Source organism: Peribacillus sp. B2I2 (assembly GCF_041261685.1).
Lineage (GTDB): Bacteria > Bacillota > Bacilli > Bacillales > DSM-1321 > Peribacillus.
Genome location: NZ_JBGCCB010000001.1, coordinates 4780343 through 4802892, shown reverse-complemented (window position 1 = coordinate 4802892; position 22550 = coordinate 4780343). Strand labels below are relative to the sequence as shown.

At 39.4% G+C, this 22550-nt stretch carries 18 protein-coding genes, 2 pseudogenes, 1 riboswitch and 1 other annotated feature; of the genes and pseudogenes, 12 read left to right on the top strand and 8 right to left on the bottom strand.

Annotation, left to right across the window (positions count from 1 at the left end; translation table 11 throughout):
- Positions 1 to 69: 69 nt before the first annotated feature.
- From galU to galE, 3 genes are all read left to right on the top strand, one after another.
- Positions 70 to 960 (top strand): UTP--glucose-1-phosphate uridylyltransferase GalU, encoded by an 891-nt coding sequence (galU, locus tag ABIE66_RS23850; protein ID WP_289326628.1) that lies wholly within the window; start codon positions 70 to 72, stop codon positions 958 to 960.
- A gap of 213 nt (positions 961 to 1173) precedes the next feature.
- On the top strand, positions 1174 to 4776 hold the full coding sequence (locus tag ABIE66_RS23845) for a CDP-glycerol glycerophosphotransferase family protein (RefSeq protein ID WP_370016545.1): 3603 nt from the start codon (positions 1174 to 1176) through the stop codon (positions 4774 to 4776).
- Between the two features lie 101 nt (positions 4777 to 4877).
- Entirely contained in the window at positions 4878 to 5849 is a 972-nt protein-coding gene (gene galE / locus ABIE66_RS23840; protein ID WP_289314746.1) for a UDP-glucose 4-epimerase GalE, read from the top strand.
- Between the two features lie 209 nt (positions 5850 to 6058).
- Here the strand turns inward: galE and ABIE66_RS23835 are convergent, their stop codons facing one another.
- Both ABIE66_RS23835 and ABIE66_RS23830 read right to left on the bottom strand, forming a co-directional pair.
- Positions 6059 to 6379: a hypothetical protein gene (locus tag ABIE66_RS23835; protein WP_370016544.1), complete on the bottom strand. Its 321-nt coding sequence runs from the start codon at positions 6377 to 6379 to the stop codon at positions 6059 to 6061.
- A 739-nt stretch (positions 6380 to 7118) separates the two neighbouring features.
- Entirely contained in the window at positions 7119 to 7943 is an 825-nt protein-coding gene (locus ABIE66_RS23830; RefSeq protein ID WP_370016543.1) for an ATP-grasp domain-containing protein, read from the bottom strand.
- Between the two features lie 59 nt (positions 7944 to 8002).
- Positions 8003 to 8255: a binding site (T-box leader), on the bottom strand.
- Between the two features lie 160 nt (positions 8256 to 8415).
- On the opposite strand from ABIE66_RS23830, the pseudogene ABIE66_RS23825 reads away from it, so the two are divergent.
- Together ABIE66_RS23825 and ABIE66_RS23820 are read left to right on the top strand one after the other, a co-directional pair.
- Positions 8416 to 9306: pseudogene (locus ABIE66_RS23825) on the top strand (PhzF family phenazine biosynthesis protein).
- A gap of 26 nt (positions 9307 to 9332) precedes the next feature.
- Positions 9333 to 10556 (top strand): MFS transporter, encoded by a 1224-nt coding sequence (locus ABIE66_RS23820; RefSeq protein WP_370016542.1) that lies wholly within the window; start codon positions 9333 to 9335, stop codon positions 10554 to 10556.
- A gap of 186 nt (positions 10557 to 10742) precedes the next feature.
- Here the strand turns inward: ABIE66_RS23820 and ABIE66_RS23815 are convergent, their stop codons facing one another.
- On the bottom strand, positions 10743 to 11462 hold the full coding sequence (locus ABIE66_RS23815) for a pentapeptide repeat-containing protein (RefSeq protein WP_289326622.1): 720 nt from the start codon (positions 11460 to 11462) through the stop codon (positions 10743 to 10745).
- A gap of 16 nt (positions 11463 to 11478) precedes the next feature.
- Entirely contained in the window at positions 11479 to 11808 is a 330-nt protein-coding gene (locus ABIE66_RS23810) for a PadR family transcriptional regulator (RefSeq protein WP_370016541.1), read from the bottom strand.
- 237 nt (positions 11809 to 12045) lie between these two features.
- On the opposite strand from ABIE66_RS23810, the pseudogene ABIE66_RS23805 reads away from it, so the two are divergent.
- A pseudogene (locus tag ABIE66_RS23805) lies at positions 12046 to 12666 on the top strand (class I SAM-dependent methyltransferase).
- A gap of 81 nt (positions 12667 to 12747) precedes the next feature.
- On the opposite strand, the gene ABIE66_RS23800 reads toward ABIE66_RS23805, so the two are convergent.
- Positions 12748 to 12987 carry a hypothetical protein gene (locus ABIE66_RS23800; protein WP_370016540.1) on the bottom strand — a complete coding sequence of 80 codons (240 nt, stop codon included), beginning with the start codon at positions 12985 to 12987 and terminating at the stop codon, positions 12748 to 12750.
- Between the two features lie 274 nt (positions 12988 to 13261).
- On the opposite strand from ABIE66_RS23800, the gene ABIE66_RS23795 reads away from it, so the two are divergent.
- Positions 13262 to 13966, top strand: a complete 705-nt coding sequence (locus ABIE66_RS23795) for a class I SAM-dependent methyltransferase (RefSeq protein ID WP_370016539.1) — start codon at positions 13262 to 13264, stop codon at positions 13964 to 13966.
- Between the two features lie 426 nt (positions 13967 to 14392).
- Complete coding sequence (locus ABIE66_RS23790; RefSeq protein WP_289326617.1) at positions 14393 to 15226, top strand: STAS domain-containing protein; 834 nt, start codon at positions 14393 to 14395, stop codon at positions 15224 to 15226.
- A gap of 143 nt (positions 15227 to 15369) precedes the next feature.
- Here ABIE66_RS23790 and ABIE66_RS23785 read toward each other — a convergent pair whose 3' ends face one another.
- Positions 15370 to 16026: a potassium channel family protein gene (locus ABIE66_RS23785; RefSeq protein WP_289314753.1), complete on the bottom strand. Its 657-nt coding sequence runs from the start codon at positions 16024 to 16026 to the stop codon at positions 15370 to 15372.
- Positions 16027 to 16049: 23 nt separating this feature from the next.
- Positions 16050 to 17387: a TrkH family potassium uptake protein gene (locus tag ABIE66_RS23780; protein WP_370016538.1), complete on the bottom strand. Its 1338-nt coding sequence runs from the start codon at positions 17385 to 17387 to the stop codon at positions 16050 to 16052.
- Between the two features lie 168 nt (positions 17388 to 17555).
- Positions 17556 to 17698: riboswitch (cyclic di-AMP (ydaO/yuaA leader) on the bottom strand.
- Positions 17699 to 18031: 333 nt separating this feature from the next.
- On the opposite strand from ABIE66_RS23780, the gene ABIE66_RS23775 reads away from it, so the two are divergent.
- Both ABIE66_RS23775 and ABIE66_RS23770 read left to right on the top strand, forming a co-directional pair.
- A complete protein-coding gene (locus ABIE66_RS23775; protein ID WP_289314755.1) occupies positions 18032 to 18223 on the top strand; it encodes a hypothetical protein in 192 nt (63 codons plus the stop codon).
- A gap of 402 nt (positions 18224 to 18625) precedes the next feature.
- Complete coding sequence (locus ABIE66_RS23770) at positions 18626 to 19873, top strand: MFS transporter (RefSeq protein ID WP_370016537.1); 1248 nt, start codon at positions 18626 to 18628, stop codon at positions 19871 to 19873.
- 46 nt (positions 19874 to 19919) lie between these two features.
- Here the strand turns inward: ABIE66_RS23770 and ABIE66_RS23765 are convergent, their stop codons facing one another.
- On the bottom strand, positions 19920 to 20519 hold the full coding sequence (locus ABIE66_RS23765; RefSeq protein WP_289326614.1) for a TetR/AcrR family transcriptional regulator: 600 nt from the start codon (positions 20517 to 20519) through the stop codon (positions 19920 to 19922).
- A 119-nt stretch (positions 20520 to 20638) separates the two neighbouring features.
- Here ABIE66_RS23765 and ABIE66_RS23760 point away from each other — a divergent pair, with 119 nt between their 5' ends.
- Positions 20639 to 21364, top strand: coding sequence for an ABC transporter ATP-binding protein (locus ABIE66_RS23760; protein ID WP_370016536.1), 726 nt, complete (start codon positions 20639 to 20641; stop codon positions 21362 to 21364).
- Positions 21361 to 22377 carry an ABC transporter permease gene (locus tag ABIE66_RS23755; RefSeq protein ID WP_370016535.1) on the top strand — a complete coding sequence of 339 codons (1017 nt, stop codon included), beginning with the start codon at positions 21361 to 21363 and terminating at the stop codon, positions 22375 to 22377. The genes ABIE66_RS23760 and ABIE66_RS23755 overlap by 4 nt, the downstream gene beginning before the upstream one ends.
- The last annotated feature ends 173 nt before the right edge of the window (positions 22378 to 22550 follow it).

The following is a 22550-nucleotide window of genomic DNA, read 5'->3' as shown; positions in this document are numbered from 1 at the left end:
ATGTTACTATGAAAAGGGTGAATAAGTAAATTTTTTAGTTTTATATTAATGTGGAGGAGTTACAAAAGAATGAAAAAAGTTAAAAAGGCTATTATACCTGCAGCGGGATTGGGAACTAGATTTTTACCTGCTACGAAGGCAATGCCAAAAGAGATGCTGCCAATAGTGGATAAACCAACTATTCAATATATTATAGAAGAAGCCGTGAAATCGGGAATTGAAGATATAATCATTGTCACAGGAAAGAATAAACGTGCGATAGAAGATCATTTTGATAATGCATACGAGCTAGAGAATAACTTGAGGGAAAAAGGGAAATTCGATTTATTGGAGAAAGTACAATACCCATCCAATTTAGCTAATATCCACTACATTAGGCAAAAAGAACCGAGAGGCCTTGGACATGCTGTATGGTGTGCACGTAACTTTATTGGTGATGAGCCGTTTGCCGTACTATTAGGCGATGACATCGTTCAAAGCGAAATACCCTCTCTAAGTCAATTAATCAACGAATATGATGCGACGGGTTCGTCCATCATTGGAGTGCAGCCAGTAAATGAGAACGAGACACATAGATATGGCATCATTGACCCGCTTACCCAAGAAGGCAGAAGATACGAAGTGAATCGTTTCGTTGAAAAACCCAAACAAGGAACGGCACCATCCAATTTGGCCATTATGGGAAGATACATACTGACTCCGGAAATATTCGATTTCTTAGCTAAGCAAGAAACGGGAGCTGGCGGTGAAATCCAGTTAACGGATGCCATCCAAAAACTGAATGAAATCCAAAGAGTTTTCGCATACGATTTTGAAGGGAAACGCTATGATGTCGGAGTTGTCGATGGCTTTGTGAAAACGACAATTGAATTTGCCCTGCAACATCCTGAATTAAGAGATGACATTATAAAGGAAATGGAAAAAATCCTCGAACGGCACAAGGCAGTGAACAAAAAATGATTTATTGATTTACTGTATTACCGCCAAATCGATTTTTTCAGTTTAAAGAAAGATTATCTACACAGCAAATGATGGTTGGAGTCATTAAGTTTTAAGTTTAATAGAGTTTAAAAAAAATCTCCAACTATTGATCATTCATAGTTGTTATTTTTTGTTAATGAAATCATGATTTTGAATGGTGAATACTAAATTCTTAAAAGGGGATGCCTATTAGTGAATAAGAAGGTAATAAAAAGAAAAGTCGATTTCCTTAAACAGCCGCTTGCCAATTTTCTATTGAAGGAGAACCATCAGCGTGTAAATAGATATGCGAAGTATTTTGAGAAATTAAATGTGCAAAAAAACACGATTTTATATGAGAGTCGTGATGGAAACAGTATGACTGACAGTCCATACGCGATGTTTAAATATATGCTGGAAAAGCAAGACTTTAAAGATTTCATGCACATTTGGTCAATCCAGGATTTTAGTGCCCTCTCAGGTGTAATATCGAAATATAAGGATATTCCAAATGTAAAATTTGTTCAACGTAATTCAAAGGAATATTTAAAGTGGTTGGCAACAAGTGAGTATTTAATCAATAACTCCACATTCCAGTCCTTCTTCATACCTAAAAGCGATCAAATTTACATGAATACCTGGCATGGAACGCCCCTTAAGAATATGGGCTTTGATATACCCGGTAACCCTTCTGTCTCTCAAAACGTTGTAAGGAACTTTTTGAGTGCAGATTACATTTTGAGCCCTAATTCCCACACTACCAAGATATTTTCAGATAGCTATAAGTTAAACGGATTGTATAAAGGTGAAATTATAGAAGAAGGATATCCGAGGATCGATTTAACGTTGAATACGAATCCAGGGGAGTATAAGGAATATCTAAGGACCCTGGGTTTGAACATCAGTGATGGTAAGGAGAATATCTTATATGCTCCGACTTGGAAGGGAACGAACCTTGCCAAAGTGGATAACGACCTTCTTCAAATCATTGCCGATATTAATTATTTACAAAGTCAAATCGGTGAACAATATAACTTATTCATCAAGGTGCATCCATTTCTATATAAAGAAGCCGCCAAGCATTCAGAAATCATGGATAGATTGATACCTGACTATGTGGATACGAATGAATTACTTGCTGCTGTTGATTTGCTTATCACGGATTATTCCAGCATTTTCTTTGATTTCCTTGTTACCAATAAGCCCATCCTATTTTACACATGGGATACGGACGTTTATACAGAACAAAGGGGACAGTATCTCCAAAATGATGAACTCCCAGGCCCGATGCTTTTTAACTCGAAAGAATTGGCTATCGCAATTAAAGATATCAATAATGTGAAATTGAGTTATTCCGATAAATATAAAAAGATGCAGGAAAAATTCACTAACCATGAGGATGGACATGTAACGGAGAGAATAGTCAACTATCTCTTCAATAAGTCTGCGAAAGAACTAAACACAATTACTGGCCTGGATTCCTCAAAGGAAAAAATATTAATTTATCCTGGCGGATTGAGGGATAACGGAATTACATCCTCTTTTCTTAACCTAATGAATAATATTGATTATGAGAAATATGATGTCAGCTGTTTCACTGCCACTCCTCACTCATACGAGGTTTTGAAAAATATGGACAAAGTAAATAAAAATGTGCGTTTTCTTTTTAAACCTGGCTTACCTGTGTATAAATTTTTGGAAGTCTATAAAGATAAATTCATCCATAACAGAGGGGAAAGAGGTTTCTTAGGGAAAAAGCTTTACCCGGAAAATGCCTATATTAGAGAGCATGCACGTTTATTCGGTAAAACTAAATTTGATTTTGTTATCGATTTTAGTGGTTATAGCCATTATTGGGCTAAATATCTGCTAGCGGCAGATGCAAAAAAGAAAGTTTGTTATATGCATAATGATTTACTGTCTGATAGTGAGCGTATCATTAATGGAAAGAGACCTCACCGTATTAATCTAAGAGGGATTTTTTCTGTATATAATCGATTTGATAAACTTGTAAGTGTTTCTGAGGGAACGATGGAATTAAACCGAAAGAACCTATTGGAGTATGCAGACTTTGATAAATTTGATTTCGTAATGAATTCTATCAACCCGGATAAAATCCTTCAACTCGAGTCAAATAACTCTGAAGTCAGCGATAATGATGAAGATGCGTTGACCACTGAAAACTTCAAAGCAAGAGCGATATTAAGGAATGTGAAGGATAATCAGGTTTGGAATACCCTTCCGGGAATTTCAAATGCCACTCAATTTCCCTTGGATGAACGATTTGAAGAAGCTGAAATCATGATTTCGAGGAAAGGCCATGCAAATCAAAATACTTTCTACAAATTCAGTCATAACAATCAAATAATTGGCTGGATTAGTGAAGAAGCTGTTGAGTTGTTGCCAGACAGCATTATTTACGAAAAGGAATTGGATAAAATTGCAAGGTTAGTAAGGCCTCGATCGAACTATATTTGGTCCATGCCATATAAGGTTGAAGGAACGTACAAGGTTTCTGGCAGTCAAGATTTTAAAGGGATCATTGTAAAAATTGATAGGGAAGTAAAGACCCAACATTCGATTTATAGCAGGATATCTGTGAAAAACAAGGTAATAGGTTGGATAGATAATGCAGCTTTATCCATGCTTGAACATTGTACGATCAATGAAAACACGAGCTTAGGTGACAAGCTTCAAATCATGGTGAAAAGAAAGTATATAATATCCAGAAACTATAAAAACAATAAAAAATTCATTGATAAGATCGATAATAGAACGTTGAAGGAAATAAACACAGGCAATCAGAAGTACGGAAAAATAACGGAACCGGAAGACCATACAATCTGGACGAAGGCTTACCCGAATTACAAGGCTAAAAGAGTAACTAAGGCTATCGATTTTGAAGGGCAAATCGTCAAGATCATAAAATATAACAGAACCAGAAAAGGCGGCTATTACCTTTTCGAAATAGATAATAAGAGAATTGGCTGGTTGAATACAAGGGCATTCGAAATTATGGAAGAGCCAATACTGTTAAAAGAGCGGGAAGTGCGCGGCACCGCAGAAATTAACTTGGGAGATTATAATATTTGGGATAAGCCTTATGGGTTGCAAGATGCCATGGTCGTGGAAAATGGGCCAACCTTTAATGGCCGTATTGTGGAATTCGATAAAGAAGCGGTTACTCAACTTGGTACTTATGCTCATATATCATTGGACGGGATATCTCTAGGTTGGATAGATGAACAGGCGTTGATCGTAGAAAAAGTGCATGGATTGGAAGTAAACAATCAATTCGTTCCATTTCCTGATAAAAATGATTTCAATTTTGTCAATATGGGAAGGTTATCTCCTGAAAAAGGTCAGGATAATTTGATTCGTGCATTCGCAGGTTTTCATGAGAAATACAGTAATAGCAAGCTGTATATTTTAGGACAAGGTCCATTAAAGGAAGATTTGCAGGCAATCATTGATGAGCTGGAATTAAATCATTCCATTCATCTTTTGGGCCAGCTTGAAAATCCATTTTCGTTCATGGAAAAATGTGACTGTTTCGTTCTTTCATCACATTATGAAGGACAGCCTATGGTATTATTGGAGGCAATGACTTTAGGAATGAAAATCATGGCTACTGATATAGTTGCTAACCGAACCGTTTTGGAAAACGGTAAATATGGTTTACTTGTTGAAAATAGCATAAATGGACTTGAAAAAGGCTTATCTACTATGGTTAGTACTGATAATCCTAAACTAGAAAAGTTTGATTACAACCAATATAATGGATTAGCCATGGAAACCTTCAAAAAATGCTTATAAAATAAGGGAGGGGCTCTTTTTAATAATAAAAAAGAGCCCCTCAAACTCTAAGGACATAAATAGGTTACGAATAAAGCTTAAAGTAAAAGGGGAAATTCTATATGATTTTGGTCGTTGGCGGTGCAGGATATATTGGAAGTCATCTTGTAAAAGAGTTAGTGAATACAGAAGAGGTTGTCATTCTGGATAATCTCTCAACCGGTTTTCGTTCGCTGGTCGATTCGAAGGCCATCTTGGTTGAAGGGAATTTAGGGGACGAAGCGGTTTTGAATGAAATATTCCTTAAATATCCCATTAAAGCCGTTATGCACTTTGCTGCTAATAGCTTGGTTGGTGAGTCTGTTCAAGACCCTTATAAATACTATGAGAATAATGTTGGTGCAACTCTTACATTATTGAATACCATGCTCAAGCATGATGTTAAGAATTTCATTTTTTCATCAACGGCAGCTACATACGGGATACCAAATGTAGATATGATTGATGAAGATCAGCCAACTAATCCGATTAATCCATATGGCCGCTCGAAATTGATGGTAGAGCAAATCTTAGGTGACTTTGCAAAGGCATATGGACTCCATTATGTAGTTTTGCGATACTTTAATGCGGCTGGAGCACATGTGTCGGCAGAAATCGGTGAAAGCCATGATCCGGAAACACACCTGATCCCCATTATTTTACAGCATTTATTAGGTCAACGTGATAAGATTTCCGTGTTTGGTACGGACTATGACACAGAAGATGGCACTTGCATCCGTGACTATATTCATGTAACGGATTTAGCTCAAGCTCATATAATCGCGCTTCAAGCCCTATTGTCCGGGAAGAAGGATACGGCCACCTACAATCTTGGGAATGGAAAAGGATTTTCGGTTAAGGATGTAATCGACACTTGCGAAAAAGTCACAGGAGTGAAACCGACCATAGAGTATGCAGACCGACGCCCTGGTGATCCAGCCCGTCTGGTTGCTTCTGCTAATAAGATATATGAAGAACTTGGATGGAAGGCATCAATAGATTTGGAAGAGATTATTGAAAGTGCATGGAAATGGCATAAATCTCAAATGAATTAAAGGTCCCTTGGGACTCGATAGTCGTTTCAGACTGTAGACAAACTCGAAGAAAAGCGAGTTTGCCTGCAGTTTTTTTATTTAAAGAAAGTTGCAGGTGATTTCAGGAATCCGCTCCCTTTCCGGTCAAGCCGACATACCTAAAACAATGAGGAAAACCTAAAAAAATAGCCCACCATAGAGGGAGGCCATCTCCAATATGTATTAATTATTCATATCTCTCCAGTTTCTAGTTTTTTGTTTAAAAGTATATAATCATCTTTGTTAAAGGTTATCGCTACTCTATCTAATCTATCTCCATTTGGATATAAATATAACTGTTGATTGAATTTTATACCTAAAGGTACGACTGTTTGATAAATAAGATTTAAAATCTTAAAACATTCTAAATCTACTCCTTCTTTCAAATGATTTTTAACATGAATTATTACTAGATCTTCAATATTTTCAAACCTAGGTTTTCGAGGAGAAATATTATCAGCTTTACAAAGTCTTTTTAATAGATTTTGATAATAATCATGATATTGTTTCAAATTAACCACCTCATATTTTATTAAATAAAGCTAGCTTTAGCGAACTTCGTTTAGACCAAATTAATATTATCGTTTGGACAATTTAAATGGGGAGTAATGAGATTAGTCTTCTTACTTTCGACCGTCCCCGCAGTAATTCGAGCTACCGCGTGCTTTATTCGACCGTCTCCGCAGTAATTCGAGCTACCGCGTGCTTAATTCGACCGTCCCCGCAGTAATTCGAGCTACCGCGTGCTTAATTCGACCGTCCCCGCAGTAATTCGAGCTACCGCGTGCTTAATTCGACCGTCCCCGCAGTAATTCGAGCTACCGCGTGCTTAATTCGACCGTCCCCGCAGTAATTCGAGCTACCGCGTGCTTTATTCGACCGTCCCCGCAGTAATTCGAGCTACCGCGTGCTTAATTCGACCGTCTCCGCAGTAATTCGAGCTACCGCGTGCTTTATTCGACCGTCCCCGCAGTAATTCGAGCTACCGCGTACTTTATTCGACCGTCCCCGCAGTAATTCGAGCTACCGCGTGCTTTATTCGACCGTCCCCGCAGTAATTCGAGCTACCGCGTGCTTTATTCGACCGTCCCCGCAGTAATTCGAGCTACCGCATGCTTTATTCGACCGTCCCCGCAGTAATTCGAGCTACCGCGTGCTTTATTCGACCGTCCCCGCAGTAATTCGAGCTACCGCGTGCTTTATTCGACCGTCCCCGCGGTAATTCGACCTACACACACTTCATTCGACATTCTAAGCTTCCAGTGCTTTCTGGATTGATTTTTTCAGGGCTTTTACGAATTTCTGGCGTGTTTCATCGGTTAATTCCAACAAAGAAAGATAGGGATTTAAATCTTCCAGTTCAACTAATAATAGTTCACCATGCTCATTCCGGCACGCATCAACGCGTTGAATCCCCCAATCAAGGTTGTTCCATTCAATAAATCGTTGAGCAAAAGCTAGATCTTCTTCGGTAGGTACATATTCTTTCAATTCCCATCTTTTCTCTTTATCCGGTGCATAAAGGGCATACTGAAATTCTGTATCGATAAAGTAAAATGAGACTTCATATTCAAAATTGATAAATGGTTGTACCAATGTGTTCTTTGATTCCGAATTCATTTTATCTCCCAATTCTTCTTTCGTAACAAATTCCAAACCGATAGAATCCGCTCCATCTTTCGGCTTTACGATATACGTGTCTACATTAGGCAGTTTATCTAGGGAGTGAACCGTATCGATAGTTGGAATGACAGGAAATTGAGCATTCGTTAGTTCTATTAAGTATTCTTTTCCGTTCATATCAGCCTTTCCTATAAATGAATTGTAAGTTTTCAAATGATCGGTAGCCACTCTTTTACGGAATGCTTGATACTTATCTTTAAAATTCGCTACTGGACCAGCATTTCGAAATACAATTAGGTCAAAATCCTTTTCAAACGTTTCAATATCTTCAGGATGACAAATGACCAATTGAAAATCTTCCCTAAGTTTTGAAGTTAGATATAAATCCTCCTCGTAATAATTTCTTCCTTTTGCTTCATAGTTTAAATCTGTTACGAATAATAGTGTCTGCATTAGACCTGCACCTCTTTGCCTTTATTTTCATTGAATTAAATACAAAAAAACCCGTCTCATTAAGAGACGAGATTTGAACTCGCGGTACCACTCTTGTTTAATAAAATGCTTCGAAAGCAAATTACTACCCTTTACGAACATACAATAATACGTTGTCCCTTATAACGGGGGAAACCGGTAAAGCTTACTAAGGATTCGGCTTTACTTCTCAGGGATGATCTTCGGTTATATTCTGGACACTGGCTTTCAGCAAAGCACCAGCTCTCTTTGGAACAGAAACTATAACGTACTTTTTCCCTTCATGGAATTTTAAATGAAATTAGATGAATTTGAGTCATTGTACAATAGTCAGAAAATAAAATCAATGGTTGTTTCTCTTAATATAGGTAAACTGGACGAAAAAGGGATTTTATAAAGAACATAGAATTACTATTCAAGAGAAGCACCATTCGGTTAATAGGAGATGTTAGATTTGAAAATGGTTAGGGTTTTTCATTACGATGCGTTCAGCAGTAAACCGAATAAAGGAAATCCGGCAGGTGTGGTTTTAGATGCGGATGGACTGACGGAAAAGGAAATGCAGGATATAGCGCTGAAGGTGGGGTTCAATGAAACCTCTTTTCCCATGGAGTCCGATATTGCCGATCTTAGAATCCGTTATTTTACACCAGGACACGAAATGAATCTTTGCGGACACGCCACAATGGCTGCCATTCATGCACTGAAGACCAGGGGATTATTGGATAAAGATGAGCTGATGATTGAAACGGGAGCGGGAATATTACCAATCAAGATCCATACGATGGCTGATCGAGAGCTATACATTACGATGAAGCAGGCTACCCCAACGTTTGAAGAGTTTAGCGGAGATAAGCGGGATTTAGCGAGTTCCCTCGGACTTGATATAGAAGATCTGGAAGCGGAGTTACCTATTATGTATGGAAGTACAGGTTTATGGACTTAACTGATTCCGATAAATGACCTCAATGGATTCAAAAAGATGAAGGCGAACAATAAACTGTTTCCACAAATTTTAAAGGAAATGCCAAGAGCTTCTGTTCATCCCTTTTGCTTGGAAACGTACGATCAGGATGCCCATATGCATGCCCGGCATTTCTCCTCGCCATTTTCAGGTACGCTTGAGGACCCGGTTACAGGAACGGCTTCAGGTGTAATGGGCGCTTATTATGCAAAATACATAAAAGATGACCGTGAAAATGAGCTGCACCTGTTAATAGAACAGGGAAATGAAATCGGAAAGGATGGCAGGGTCCGCGTTACGGCTATAAAAAACCATGACAACTATGATATTGAAATCACAGGGAATGCTGTCTACGTTAATGAATTTGAAGTGGAAGTCTAAAGGTTCATGCAGGGGAGGATGGGCGGTTGAATGATGAGCATATTTTAAGGAACCGATCATTTCTTTTCATTTGGATAGGAAATATCATCTCTGAATTAGGGGCCGCCTTTGGGAACTTTTGCAATTCAATCCTTATCTTTCAGCTTACAGGTTCAACCATGGCTTTGGGGAGCATGTGGATATTATATTTTGTACCATCCTTGATCCTGCAATTATTTATTGGGCCGTTTATTGACCGATGGAGCCGGAAGTGGATCATGGTATTATCGCAATGGAGCAGAGGACTGGCTTTTCTTATCCCACTGCTGTCATCATTGATGGGAAGTCTTGAAGCATGGCACATTTTCGCCGTCCAGATCTTCATAGGATTAATAACGCCCTTGTATTCCCCCGCCAATCAATCGATTATCCCTACAATCATTCCCGCATCCCTGTTAAGCGCTGCAAATGCATATTTGGATGGGACAATCCGGCTGATGACATTTTTGGCACCCTTCGCCGGAGGAGTGGTCGTGGAATCCATAAGCGTGAAAGCCACATTGCCTCTTGTTTGTGCATTTCTTATTACAAGTGGTTTCATACTCCTATTCATTCAAGAATCGAGAGTGGAATTGCCGATACGCAAATCATGGCTAGAACAATTCATCGAAGGGATATCTTATTTCTTCAACCAGCCCCTTATTGTATGGCTGGGAGTCTTTTTGGCGTTTGTTCAATTTGGAGTGGGCGTATCGATGGTCATTAACCTTCCTTATATTACAAGGGAATTATCTGGAAGTTATGCTGAATACGGGTATTTCATGTCCAGTTTTCCGTTAGGCTATGTATTAGGTGCCTTGCTTGTAAGAAGAATAAGCCATAGGAGCCGAAGGGCATTGATGTTAGGGGCCCTAATCATAGGCGGGTCCACATATATCTCTCTAGGAATGAATGAAAATATCTATTTTGCCTTTGTTACGGAGGGGGTTGCGGGCGTGGCCATGGCCATTTTCAGTGTCCATAATATAACCATCTTCCAACAGCATGTACCGAATTCCATTATGGGAAAAATATCATCGGTCCGATTATTCATCATTAGAGGTACGATGCTTTTAGGGGTAATGACAGGAACGATACTGAGTGAAATTTGGCCAATCCGACTTTTATACATATTGATAGGATCGGTGATCTGCACCGTATCGATATTAGGATTGTTACTTCCGTACTTTAAATTCATGGATTACCCAAACGATGGGAAACGTACTGCCTGAAGTTAAGGTATATTGAAAATACGAAAAACCCTGTGCCAAGACGTTTCATGTCTTAGCACAGGGTTCTTGATGAATCATTCGCCCATGCTCATTCCTTTTAAAACGACCGCAGTCAGAAACACGGTCACGCAAATGATTGAGGTGGATACGACAATCGCTAACGGTAAAGTCATTGGAAATTCCTCCTTAGATGATGGTCACGCCGCTAAGATCAACCTTACCTCCATGTAAAAAGTTGTAAGTGAGTTTATCCATCGAAGCTCCCGTAAAGTCAATTTTCTTTAAATCGGACACCCGAAATTGAACATTGATGAGTGTGGCGTCGCGAAATGATGCCTTTTTCAATGAAGAACCCTCGAAAACGGTTTGGTTGAATGTTTCCCCATCAAATATAAGACCAGATAAATTACAGCCTTTAAAATGGGTCTTGTTATAAATGCTGTTCTTGAAAGTTACGCCTTTTAAATTGGCACTTTTAAATAAGGTACTAGTTAAATTGGCGTTTTCAAAGATGCAGTCATTTAAGTTACTGCTTTTAAACGTGCTGTTCGTCAGGTCCGAATGGCTGAAGTCGGAACGGCTTAAATCACAGGAATTAAATTTCCCATCATGCACGGAAACCGAGCGGAAGTCGGAATCCAATAAACGGTGTCTGGAATAGTCCATGGATATGGCCTGCTCAAGCTCGTTATACTGAAGGTTGAGTGATTCCATGAGCTCTGATACTTCTCCAATTGAATCCACAGTCAGCTTATAAGCTTCTTGCTCACTAGAGCCATTCCTTTTATGGTCATTGTATTTTTCCAGTAAGTTTTGCAGCAGTTCTTCTTCCAATTCCTTTGTGGTTTTTGCATTTTTGTACGGGGCAAAAATGCTATGAACATGTGCATGCAGTTTTTCAATCACATTTCATCTTCCTTTCTTACAAGAGGCGTTCAAGTATTCTCTTAGCCTGCTCCCAGTCATTTTTATTTTGCGTATATGTCTCTTCCCCGATTGGGGTGATTTTGTAATACTTCCTTCTTCCGCCTTGTGTAGCATCTCCCCAATAAGAGATGATGCAACCATCCTTTTCCAGTCGTTTTAAGCTGGAATACATCGTAGCTTCCTTTATTTCATATTGCTCATTTGAACTCACATATATCAGTTTGCTGATTTCATAACCATATTTATCGCTACTTTGCAGGAGTTTTAGAATCATCGTATCTACATGTCCGCGAAGCAAGTCAGAGGATAGTTTACGTTCAACCAAATCCTCACCTCCTTTGGTATATCTTATAGTGTATTACTATGACAGTCAAGGTAATTTGTATAATATGGAGTGTGTCAGTTGGGGGCTTTATATTTGGAGGGTCGTTCTTAAACATGTCCGTTATCGCGGACCACTGCGTCGCATACTATTTTTAATTTTACTAATTTGCCAGATATAATATCCGCTTGGAAGGGATTTATTATGCTACATAGAAGAAGTATGTAAGGGGTGGGGATGTTGAATAATTCGTGGAATAAAGTGATTTATAAGTTTTGGTCGCCGATTTATGATAAAATCTTCAACTCTCATCTCTTTTTAGATGCCAGGAAAAGAATATTTGAAGAGATGCATTTTCATGATAATGCAAAGGTTCTGTTTGTAGGCGTAGGTACGGGTGCCGATTTGGAGTTGATCAAGAACCTTGACCTTGAGATAACGGCGATAGATCTATCAGCCGATATGCTAAAAAAAGCGATGGGGAAATATGAAAATACAACGATCAATTTCCTGGAGATGGATGCACAGAATATGGAATTCGATAATGAATCGTTTGACTAAGTAGTTGGAAGTTTGGTCCTTTCCGTCGTACCTGATGCCAATCAATGCCTTCAGGAAATGATCAGGGTTTTAAAAGGAGAGGGGAAAATAATACTATTTGATAAGTTCATTTCTAAAGATGAACGGCTTTCATTACCCAAAAAGGTTCTGAGACCCATCATTGGATTGTTAGGTACAGATATTGGCTTGCGGTTTGAGGACTTGTTCAGTAGACATGAAATGAATATGAAAATTGAAGAAGATCGACCGATCATGCTGAATGGAATGTACAGAAAGATAATCATCAGTAAACGGATATGACATGTAAAGACCTATAAAGGTGTGGAAACATTCTCGAAAATGAAAGGGCTCAACATGAAAACACTTAAGAAGTTTATATTCTTATAGATTTGGTAATCTGAATGATTTCCAGTCATCGTTCATATACTCTTCAATCTCACTTATTACGTCATCCATCATACCTTTTGTTTGTTTTTCCTTAGGTCGGCTTATATTAAAAGGATTTTTAAAAAGAAAAATTCCAATTAAGTCTTCTAAGTGTCCTTCTTTTCTATACAGCCTTACATATGGATCAGTCTGTTTATATAGGAAAACGTAAGCCTGATCCGCTGTAAAGTACATGTAATGATTGACATGTAAATAAAAATCCCCTGTCTCATCTATTATGGATATAGGACTGATCAACGGGTTATTAAGTAATGGTGGATAAATACTATCAGAAGGCAGTTAGAGCACATTCTTGATACCTTTAAATGCCAGTGGACATTATATAATCAACGGGTTCCAATAATGTGTGAACGCCATCCGTAACGCATTTTTGATGTAGCTGTTACATGGGCACCGACCGAAATCGATATAATTAAATGGTGGGGTTTAATGGAAAGAGGTGATGGTTTTGTCGGAGACGATTACAACCTATGAAGATCTATTGAACATGCTGGACTCGTTATTGCGTGAGCCCACTGCATTCTGGAATGGTTTTTATGAAGACCGTGAAAAAGGGATTCCCTTTTTCGGAAACCTCCCTGATGAGAATTTGGTTCAATACTTTGATAGTGGGTTACTTGGGTCAGGAAAGGTTCTTGAGCTTGGGTGCGGACCTGGAAGAAATGCTATTTACCTTGCTCAAAAGGGCTGTTCCGTTGATGCGGTGGATCTTTCAAAGGAAGCCTTGGAATGGGGGAAAGAACGAGCGGAAGAAAGCAAAGTGCACGTGAACTTCATTCAAAGGAATATATTTGAATTGGACATTGGGGAAGGGCAATATGACTTTGTATATGATTCAGGTTGTTTTCATCATATTGCTCCACATCGAAGGATCAATTATTTGGAGATGGTGAAAAAGGCGTTAAGGCCTAAGGGAATGTATTCGATTACTTGTTTTGTGGAAGGCGGCATATTGGGTGGTGCAGATATCTCGGATTGGGAGGTATATAGGCAAAGAAGCCTTAAAGGCGGATTAGGTTTTACTGAAGAAAAACTTAGAATGATCTTCAAGGATTTTGAAGTGGTGGAAATACGTAAAATGAGGAAAATGGAACAATCTGATGAAACCTTTGGGGTGCAGGGTTTATGGACCGCAATATTTATGAAAAGGTAATTCTCATAGTGTTAATTAGGTTATGTGGATAGTATAGCTCAATGTCACTGAACGGAGGATCTGGGATCAGGTCCTTTTTTACGTGATAAAGAAAAGGGGCAGGATGGCGGTGAATTTGTTAACAAAAAATAAAAATGGTAAACTATAACAAAAAAATACGATTTGGTGAATGCTGCTTTACCAGAATGATAGATGAATGTTCTTGCAGATTTTTTTTTTGAAAAATCAGTGGTTGTATGGTTTCAAAAACAGCTGGGAAGGTATATGGAATGAAGGGACCATTGGCATGGGATCTTAAGTATTGAAGCGGTTATCTTCGATGCTTCTTTTGTTGATAAAACGGTTAACTTTCAATACCCTGACAATGCTGATTCAGTCTTTAATAGCATTAGATATTATAAAAAAATTAAATAGGTGGAGGAGTTTATGCACAGAAATAAAGAACTATATTCCTTTTTATTAGGTGAGGCAGCTCAATTGACTGAGGATTGGTACGCAACATTGAATAAAAATGATAAGTCGGGGGTTTATAGCTCACCCGATCCCAAAGTGATTAAAAAACTGAAGCAACAAAATAATGAATTCCACTTACATTTCTTTCAGATATTTGTTACAGAGGAAAGGGAATTCTTTAAGCGTCTTGATGAGTGGATTGAAGATATCGGTCAGGATGAGCAGCATTTAAACACACCCATCTATTTTATATTGAGGGAGTTTTTTCGAACGCAAGAGCAATATCTGGATTACATTGACCGATTTGTGGGATTGCATGGAGATCGATATACACGGGAGGAAGTAAATTCCTGGTATCGGATAGTGGTCAAGGTGTTCAGTGAAGTGATGGAGAGGTTTACGGAAGCGAATCATAAATATGCCAATAAAATTATGAAAGCCCAACAGGCCACGATCGATGAATTGAGCACGCCCATCATTTCCCTTAAAGATAATACCGCGTTGCTTCCCCTGATAGGCGATATTGACACGACGAGGGGCATGTCCTTGCTTGAAAACACCTTACAAAAGTGCGCTGAAAAAAATGTCACCAGGCTTTTCATTGACCTATCGGGCGTTCATGCAATAGATAGTGCATCCGCCCACCAACTGTCTCAATTGATTGAATCCTTACATTTGATCGGAATTCATACAACCCTTTCAGGACTTCGGCCGGAAATAGCCATGACCGCCGTTAAGCTTCAACTGCCTTTTGATAAAGTGACGATAAAGTCCACTCTTGCCCAAGCGATCAGTACGATAAAATAATACATACATATACATGCCAAGGGTATGCTCGTTATAAATTTCAGCGAGAAGACCTCCATATGGCGGTCTTCTCGCATGTATAGGTGATGCTACATTCAAAATAGGTGGCGGGCTCCATAAGGCAAGAGCCGGAACCTGCCGGATTATTCAATATTTGCAAAGACGGCTAGGTCTTCTTTATTGCCAACGACCAAAAGCATATCTTTTTCATGGATATCCTGATCTGGTGACGGTGCTATGATAATTTCTCCGTTACTCACGATGGCAATGACGCTGATATTATATTTTGCGCGTAAATCAAGTTCCCTGAGGCTTTTTCCCTTCATGCTCATGGGGAGGATGATTTCCTCGATATTGTATTCTTTAGACAGCTCTATATAGTTCAGCATGTTAGGGAACAGGAGTTGATTCGCGACCCGTTCCCCCATATCCCTCTCAGGATAGATGACCCAGTCGGCACCAACTTTAGTGAGCACCTGACCGTGATTTTTATTAAGTGCTTTGGCAATGACCTTTTTGACCCCAAGCTCTTTTAAAAGCAAGGTAGTCAAAATGCTTGATTGCATATCATTTCCGATGGCTACGATGACACAATCGAAATTACGGATTCCGATGGATTTCAATGTCTCTTCTTCAGTGGTATCCGCCATGACTGCATGGGTAACGCTCAGTTCCGCATTCTCGACTCTTTCCTCGCTGATATCAATACCCAATACCTCTTGGCCAGCGGTATATAATCTATCTGCCACACTACTTCCGAATCTGCCTAAACCGATCACGGCATATTGTCGTTTTCCCATCATTTACACTCCTTCAGTTTTGGTTAACCAATCATGATTTTCCCTTTTGGATGACGGAAGGGATCTGGCTTACGCCTCATTGCGATGGCAAAGGCCAAAGTCAAAGGACCCACCCGGCCTGCAAACATCGTGAAAATGATAAGCATCCGGCCAACCGGTGATAATTCGGGAGTCAAACCCATTGAAAGTCCCACTGTGGCGAATGCTGAAGTGGCTTCAAATAAAATCATCAAGAAATCACTTCCGCTTTCTGTGATGGTCAGCAGAATGGAAATGATTGAAACGAGGAAGACCCCGATGAAAGTAACGGATAATGCTTTAAAGATGGTTTCATTCAAAATGCGGTGACGGAATAATACTACATCATCCTTTCCTTTAATCTGTGACCAAACCGTTCCAAGAAGCGTCGCAAATGTTGTTGTTTTAATCCCGCCGCCAGTCGATCCGGGTGAAGCCCCAACGAACATCAAGAAAATGATGAGCAGTAATGTAGGTTGAGTTAAATCAGGGATATTCAACGTATTGGAGCCTGCTGTCCTTGGTGAAACCGATTGAAATAAAGATGATAACGCTTTACCCATGAAAGATAAAGGCTGCAATGTTTTGGCATTACCGAACTCGAATAAAAAGATTAAAATTGCGCCTACGATTGTAAGGGTCAAGCTAGTCATCAGAACAACCTTCGTATGTACGGATAAACGATGGGTTTCACGATATTCGTATAGTTCATTCATTACGATAAAACCTATTCCGCCAAACGTGATGAGGAAGGCGACGGTAAGGGTTACGAATGGGTCCGATACATAAGGGGTCAAACTCCTGAATTCCCCCATTAAATCAAAGCCGGCGTTATTGAAATTCGATATGGAATGAAAAACCCCGTAATAGATCGCCTTGCCGACTGGCATGTCAAAAGAAAAGCGGATTGATAAGATAAGGGCACCCACGCCTTCAATGATGGCCGTGAAAATTAAAAGCCGTTTTACTAACTTGACTACACCTGCCATGGATAGATTATTTAAGGACTCCTGCAAGAGTAACCTGCCTTTTAAAGAAATCTTTTTGCCTAATAAGAAAAAGAAAAACGTGGCAAATGTCATGAACCCTAGGCCGCCTATCTGAATCAGTGTTAAGATGACCAACTCACCAAAGGTGGTGAAAGTCGTTCCCGTATCAACCACCACAAGCCCTGTTACACATGTAGCGGAGGTTGATGTGAATAAAGCATCCAGAAAAGAAAGGCCATTCCCATTTTCAGTCGAAATCGGCAGGGTCAGCAAATAGGCCCCAATAAGTATCAGGATGGCAAAGCCGAGTACAAGGATTTTTGGCGGATCCAATAAATTTTTTGCTTTTATCAAATGATCATCCCTACCTATAAAAATATTGTGTAAAACTTATGAAATCTTAACCATCAATCCTCTTTATAAATCTTTTTCAAAGCATAATAAAAAGACCTGCGAAAACATCGAAAGGCTTTTTTGTCACAAAAAGAGTGCAAAAAAAGCTCCCGAAATAGGCGGTCTTATGACCTCCTTCGCTTTAGCCGACGAAGTTAGCTGACGGGTAGGATGGCGAAAGAGCTGATCTCATCCCTTCTGCAAGGCAGAATTAACCCCAAATGATTGGGTCCTCCGTACTCAATTCCCTTGAGTTTTGGCCGAAATGCATTAAATTGATAAACGTATTCTACTCCCATCATTTAGCAGTTGTAAACCCCTAAAGTGTAAAAAAATATTTCTTTAACAAGACTGAAAATTTACGTTTTATTTACATTTTAAAAACGTATTGACAAATATTAGTTAGCACATTATGATAGGTTCGATTAAGGCGATTATGATGACCAACATCGATGTACTTTATTCAATACTTTCAAGCAGAACATGTCATTGCAAATCTATTTTCTAATATAAATAAATTATTTTTCTTTTGAAAATCATAAAGAAAAAAAGTATGGCATTCTTATTTAAAGGTTTCAAACATTTTATAAAAAAGGCGGGCAATTATGGAGAAGACGTTCAATAGATATGTTATTAACGCTACAGGCAAGGGTGGACAGACATATTTAACACAATGCCAGGATAAAGATGCACTTAGGAAATGGATAGCCGATCATGAGGATCAAATCATAATGAATGAGTTAAGGATAACGGATAAGAAAAAGAATCCGTTGTTAAAATTGTTTTCTCTAAGGTAAATCAACTGAAATTATGTCATCCTGTGTACTATCCGGGAACTAGAGCGAAAAATCCATAACTTGTTTTGCTTTTAAACTCATTTATTTTTGAATGAGTTTTTTTGCGTTGAAAATTATGACGTTTACACTATTAATACAATAATGTTAAAATTTAGAAAAATGATGAATCTGGATGTAATGAAGAGAAAGCAAATGGAATGACCACATATCAGAGAGCACCGTCAACTGGAAGGAGTAAGCATAAATTGAAGCAATTCTCCAGTATGGGAAGGGGATGCTGTGACGGGAACTTCCGTTATGGTGCGTAGTAACACCGCACTATTGATCTCGTCCCCCGAGAAGCCTTTCCTGGGGATGGGATTTTTTTATTGTTTATATTTCTTTTTCTAAGGAGGAGAAGCGTTGACATTAAAAAATTCATTAGTAGCTTGGAAATATCCTTCCATCCTATTGTGCGGGATCGGGATTTCCAACTTTGGTGCATGGGTTTATTTTATTGCACTTAATTTAATCGTGCTGGATATGACTGATTCAGCTTTAGCGGTAGCTGGACTTTATATCGTTAAACCGATGGCTGCCATATTTACGAATGTTTGGGCAGGCAGCGTGATCGACCGGATAAATAAGCGAAATCTAATGGTGGCACTTGACCTATTTCGAGCGGTATTCATAGCCTTGCTGCCATTGACTTCTTCTATTTGGGTCATCTACTCCCTTGTCTTCGTGATCAATATGGCAGGGGCCATGTTCGGAACGACATCAAGATCTTATATAACAAAATTAATACCCATTGAACAGAGGAAACGATTTAACTCGTTACGAAGCTTAATGGATTCTGGGGCTTTTTTGATTGGACCTGCGATAGCGGGTCTCCTTTTCTTGATCGGTACACCCGTTTTAGCCATTTACATTAACGCGGCTGCCTTATTATTATCCGGCATCATCACTCTATTCATGCCCGATCTTGAAAGGGAACGTTCCCTTGAACAATCCAGTCATTACCTGTCTTGGACCATCATGAAAAAGGATTGGGGCATCGTCATGGACTTCAGCCGGAAATTTTCCTATATCATGCTCATTTATTTCTTATTCAGCTGTATGGTAGTAATGGAAACGGCCATGGATTCCCAAGAAGCGGTGTTTGCCAAGGCCGTGCTCCTTTTGTCGGACAGCGATTACGGATTCCTTGTAAGCATCGCCGGGGCAGGCATCATTGCGGGTGCAATAGTCAATGCGGTATTCATCAATAAAATACCAATATCGTACCTAATTGGACTTGGATCTTTATTTGTATCGATAGGTTATGTGATCTATGCCCTTTCAAATTCCTTTTCGATGGCCGCCATCGGATTTTTCATCATTGCCTTTTCACTGGCTTTTGCCAACACAGGATTTCAAACATTTTATCAAAATAATATTCCAGTGGAGATTATGGGGAGGGTTGGAAGTATTTTTGGCTTGTTGGAAGCTTTACTGATCATCATGACTACAGCGATTGTTGGTGTCTCAGCTCATTTCATTTCGATTAGGTTGGTGGTCATTTCAGGTACCATGATCATGTTCGCCGTATCAATTTTACTGTCCATACTTAGTATGAAGGTCTCGAAGAGCAGGTATTATTCCGTTGGGAATGCCGGGGAAAAGATGTAACTTTTTATAAAAGGCATGTAAATGGAACATGCCTCTTATAAAAAGTTCATTGAACGAATGTCCGCACTTGGCTGATGAAGTTCAAGATTTGAAAATGAATTTTCGCCATTTCTTCCACCGTTTGGCCGTCGCAATTCTCCAGCCACTCCTGTATCACGCCTAAAATCGCTGATGTCATGAAGGCATGCATATACTTACGAAACGCCTCATCTTTTGCTGCTGGATGCTGGCTGATTAGTCGCTCCAACAGCACTTCACCGAATACACGCTTTATTTTTTTTGCAAAAGAAGGATCGCCCTGATCACCAAGAATGGCCCTTAATGCATGTGCATGTTCACTAATGAATTGAAAAATTGCTACGAAGGGCGGGTAAAGTTGTTGATGATGAAGAGCCAAAAAAGCCTCTTTCGGCAGAATGGCAGTAATCCGTGTTTGAAGTTCATTTAACAATTCCTGCTGTAAGTGATCCATCAATTCATATTTATCCGTATAATGCAAATAAAATGTGCCCCGATTAATGTTAGCGCGTTCCGCAATTTTCTTCACTGTTACATGTGAGAACCCCTCTGCCTCTACGAGTGCAATAAAATGATGTTGTATCTGCAGTTTCGTTTTATGTACCATATCCTCATGAATCGATCCCATGAAATGTCTCCTTCACTTAACATTTTTTCCAAATATGTTGATTGTATTAGACCAAATGCTACCTTAGAATGATGATACACTCAACACCGTGTCAATTAAAGAGGAAGGATGTGTGTACAATGAAAAATGCTATTTCCATTGAAGGAATTGCTAAAGGTTTTCACCATAAAAAGGTCATTCAGCCATTGAACCTGAATATAGAAAAAAATGGGATTTTCGGCTTGCTAGGTCCATCCGGATGTGGAAAGACGACCTTGATTAAAATGATTGTCGGATTGATTAAGCCCGATGCGGGTAAAGTCACGGTTCTTGATCATGAAGTGCCAAATGAAGCACTGTTAATGGATGTCGGCTATATGGCACAGTCCGATGCTTTATATACAGAACTGACGGGAGCTGAAAATCTCGCATTTTTTGCGAAGCTTTACCGTTTATCGAAAAAGGAGCGAAGGGAACGCATTCGATATGCAGCTGAAATCGTACAATTGACGAATGATTTGAACGTTCGGGTAGCGTATTATTCCGGTGGGATGAAACGGCGTCTGTCACTGGCGGTAGCACTCATCCAAAACCCGGAGATCCTCATTTTGGATGAACCGACCGTAGGGATAGACCCTTTGCTGAAACAATCCATTTGGCAGGAACTTGAACGTTTAAGAAATGAAGATCATAAGACGATCATCATCACGACTCATGTGATGGATGAGGCGGAACGATGCGATAAACTGGCGATGCTCCGTGAAGGTGAAATAATCGCATCAGGAACACCAGCAGCTTTAAAAACACAATATGTAGTGGAAACGCTTGATGATGTTTTTTTGAGGATTGGAGGTGGACTATCATGAGAATTGCCTCTCTTGTTACTCGAATTATACAGCAGATGCGCCGGGATCGGAGGACACTCGCTTTATTTTTCCTTGCTCCATTGCTCATTTTAACGCTCATGTATTTTATTTTCGATACAGAAGCGAGTGATTTGGAAATCGTTGTTACAGGTAGTGATGAAACTCTGGTTAAAGCATTGAAACAAGCGGATTTTCAAGTAACGGCTGCTGAGAAGTTTTCTAAGGAAAGAATGATTGAAAATAATACGGATGGCTGGTTGCATGTTGAAAATGGCCAGATAAAACTGACGCTGTTAAACGACGAACCGGCTCGAGCAAAGGCCGTTCAAATGCAAATGATGCAGGCGTTGCAAGGGAAACAGAAAAATACTCCTTCAATTGAGGAGCAATATGTTTACGGGGATGCAAACACAAAGGGTTTTGATACTTTCAGTCCGATGCTCGTTAGCTTTTTCGTTTTCTTCTTCGTATTTTTAATAGCGGGTATTGCGCTTTTGAAGGAGCGAACAAGTGGTACGTTGGAACGGCTGCTTGCGACACCGATTAAACGATACGAAATCGTAGCGGGATATGTGATCGGATATGGCTTATTTGCTCTTATTCAAACGATAATAGTCGTCCTATATGCTGTAAATGTGCTGGATATCGTGCTTGTTGGCTCAATATGGCTCGTTTTATTGACGAATATACTCGTCGCGCTCGTTGCATTATCGCTTGGTACATTACTATCGAGTTTCGCCACATCTGAATTCCAAATGGTACAATTCATTCCGCTGGTCATCGTGCCGCAAGTCTTCTTTACAGGGATTTTCCCATTAGATGGCATGGCAGACTGGCTGCAAAAAATAGGCAAGGTCATGCCGCTCTATTACGCGTCGGATGCCATGAACGGCATTATGTACAAAGGTTTCACATTCAATGATATTTTACTGGATTTACTCATTCTCCTGGCATTTTCCGTCGTTTTTATAACCATCAATATCATCAGTTTAAAAAAATACCGTGCCTTATAATGAGGATTAAATACCAATCCTTGCTAAGATGATTACATCTGAATAACGTAAAACAAAGTCGGATTCCTGGATCGTGAGGAACCGGCTTTTTGTTTTACTGGAAGAAGATCGAATTTTGGTTGAAGGTCGAATTATTCCACACAACAGTCGAATTATCCGGAGTAAGGTCGAAT

Coding starts and splice junctions, on each gene's coding strand:
- galU (WP_289326628.1), top strand. CDS start 70: ATGAAAAAAGTTAAAAAGGCTATTATACCTGCAGCGGGATTGGGAACT.
- galE (WP_289314746.1), top strand. CDS start 4,878: ATGATTTTGGTCGTTGGCGGTGCAGGATATATTGGAAGTCATCTTGTA.
- ABIE66_RS23830 (WP_370016543.1), bottom strand. CDS start 7,943: ATGCAGACACTATTATTCGTAACAGATTTAAACTATGAAGCAAAAGGA.
- ABIE66_RS23800 (WP_370016540.1), bottom strand. CDS start 12,987: ATGTACTTTACAGCGGATCAGGCTTACGTTTTCCTATATAAACAGACT.
- ABIE66_RS23790 (WP_289326617.1), top strand. CDS start 14,393: ATGCACAGAAATAAAGAACTATATTCCTTTTTATTAGGTGAGGCAGCT.
- ABIE66_RS23785 (WP_289314753.1), bottom strand. CDS start 16,026: ATGGGAAAACGACAATATGCCGTGATCGGTTTAGGCAGATTCGGAAGT.
- ABIE66_RS23775 (WP_289314755.1), top strand. CDS start 18,032: ATGGAGAAGACGTTCAATAGATATGTTATTAACGCTACAGGCAAGGGT.
- ABIE66_RS23765 (WP_289326614.1), bottom strand. CDS start 20,519: ATGGGATCGATTCATGAGGATATGGTACATAAAACGAAACTGCAGATA.
- ABIE66_RS23760 (WP_370016536.1), top strand. CDS start 20,639: ATGAAAAATGCTATTTCCATTGAAGGAATTGCTAAAGGTTTTCACCAT.
- ABIE66_RS23755 (WP_370016535.1), top strand. CDS start 21,361: ATGAGAATTGCCTCTCTTGTTACTCGAATTATACAGCAGATGCGCCGG.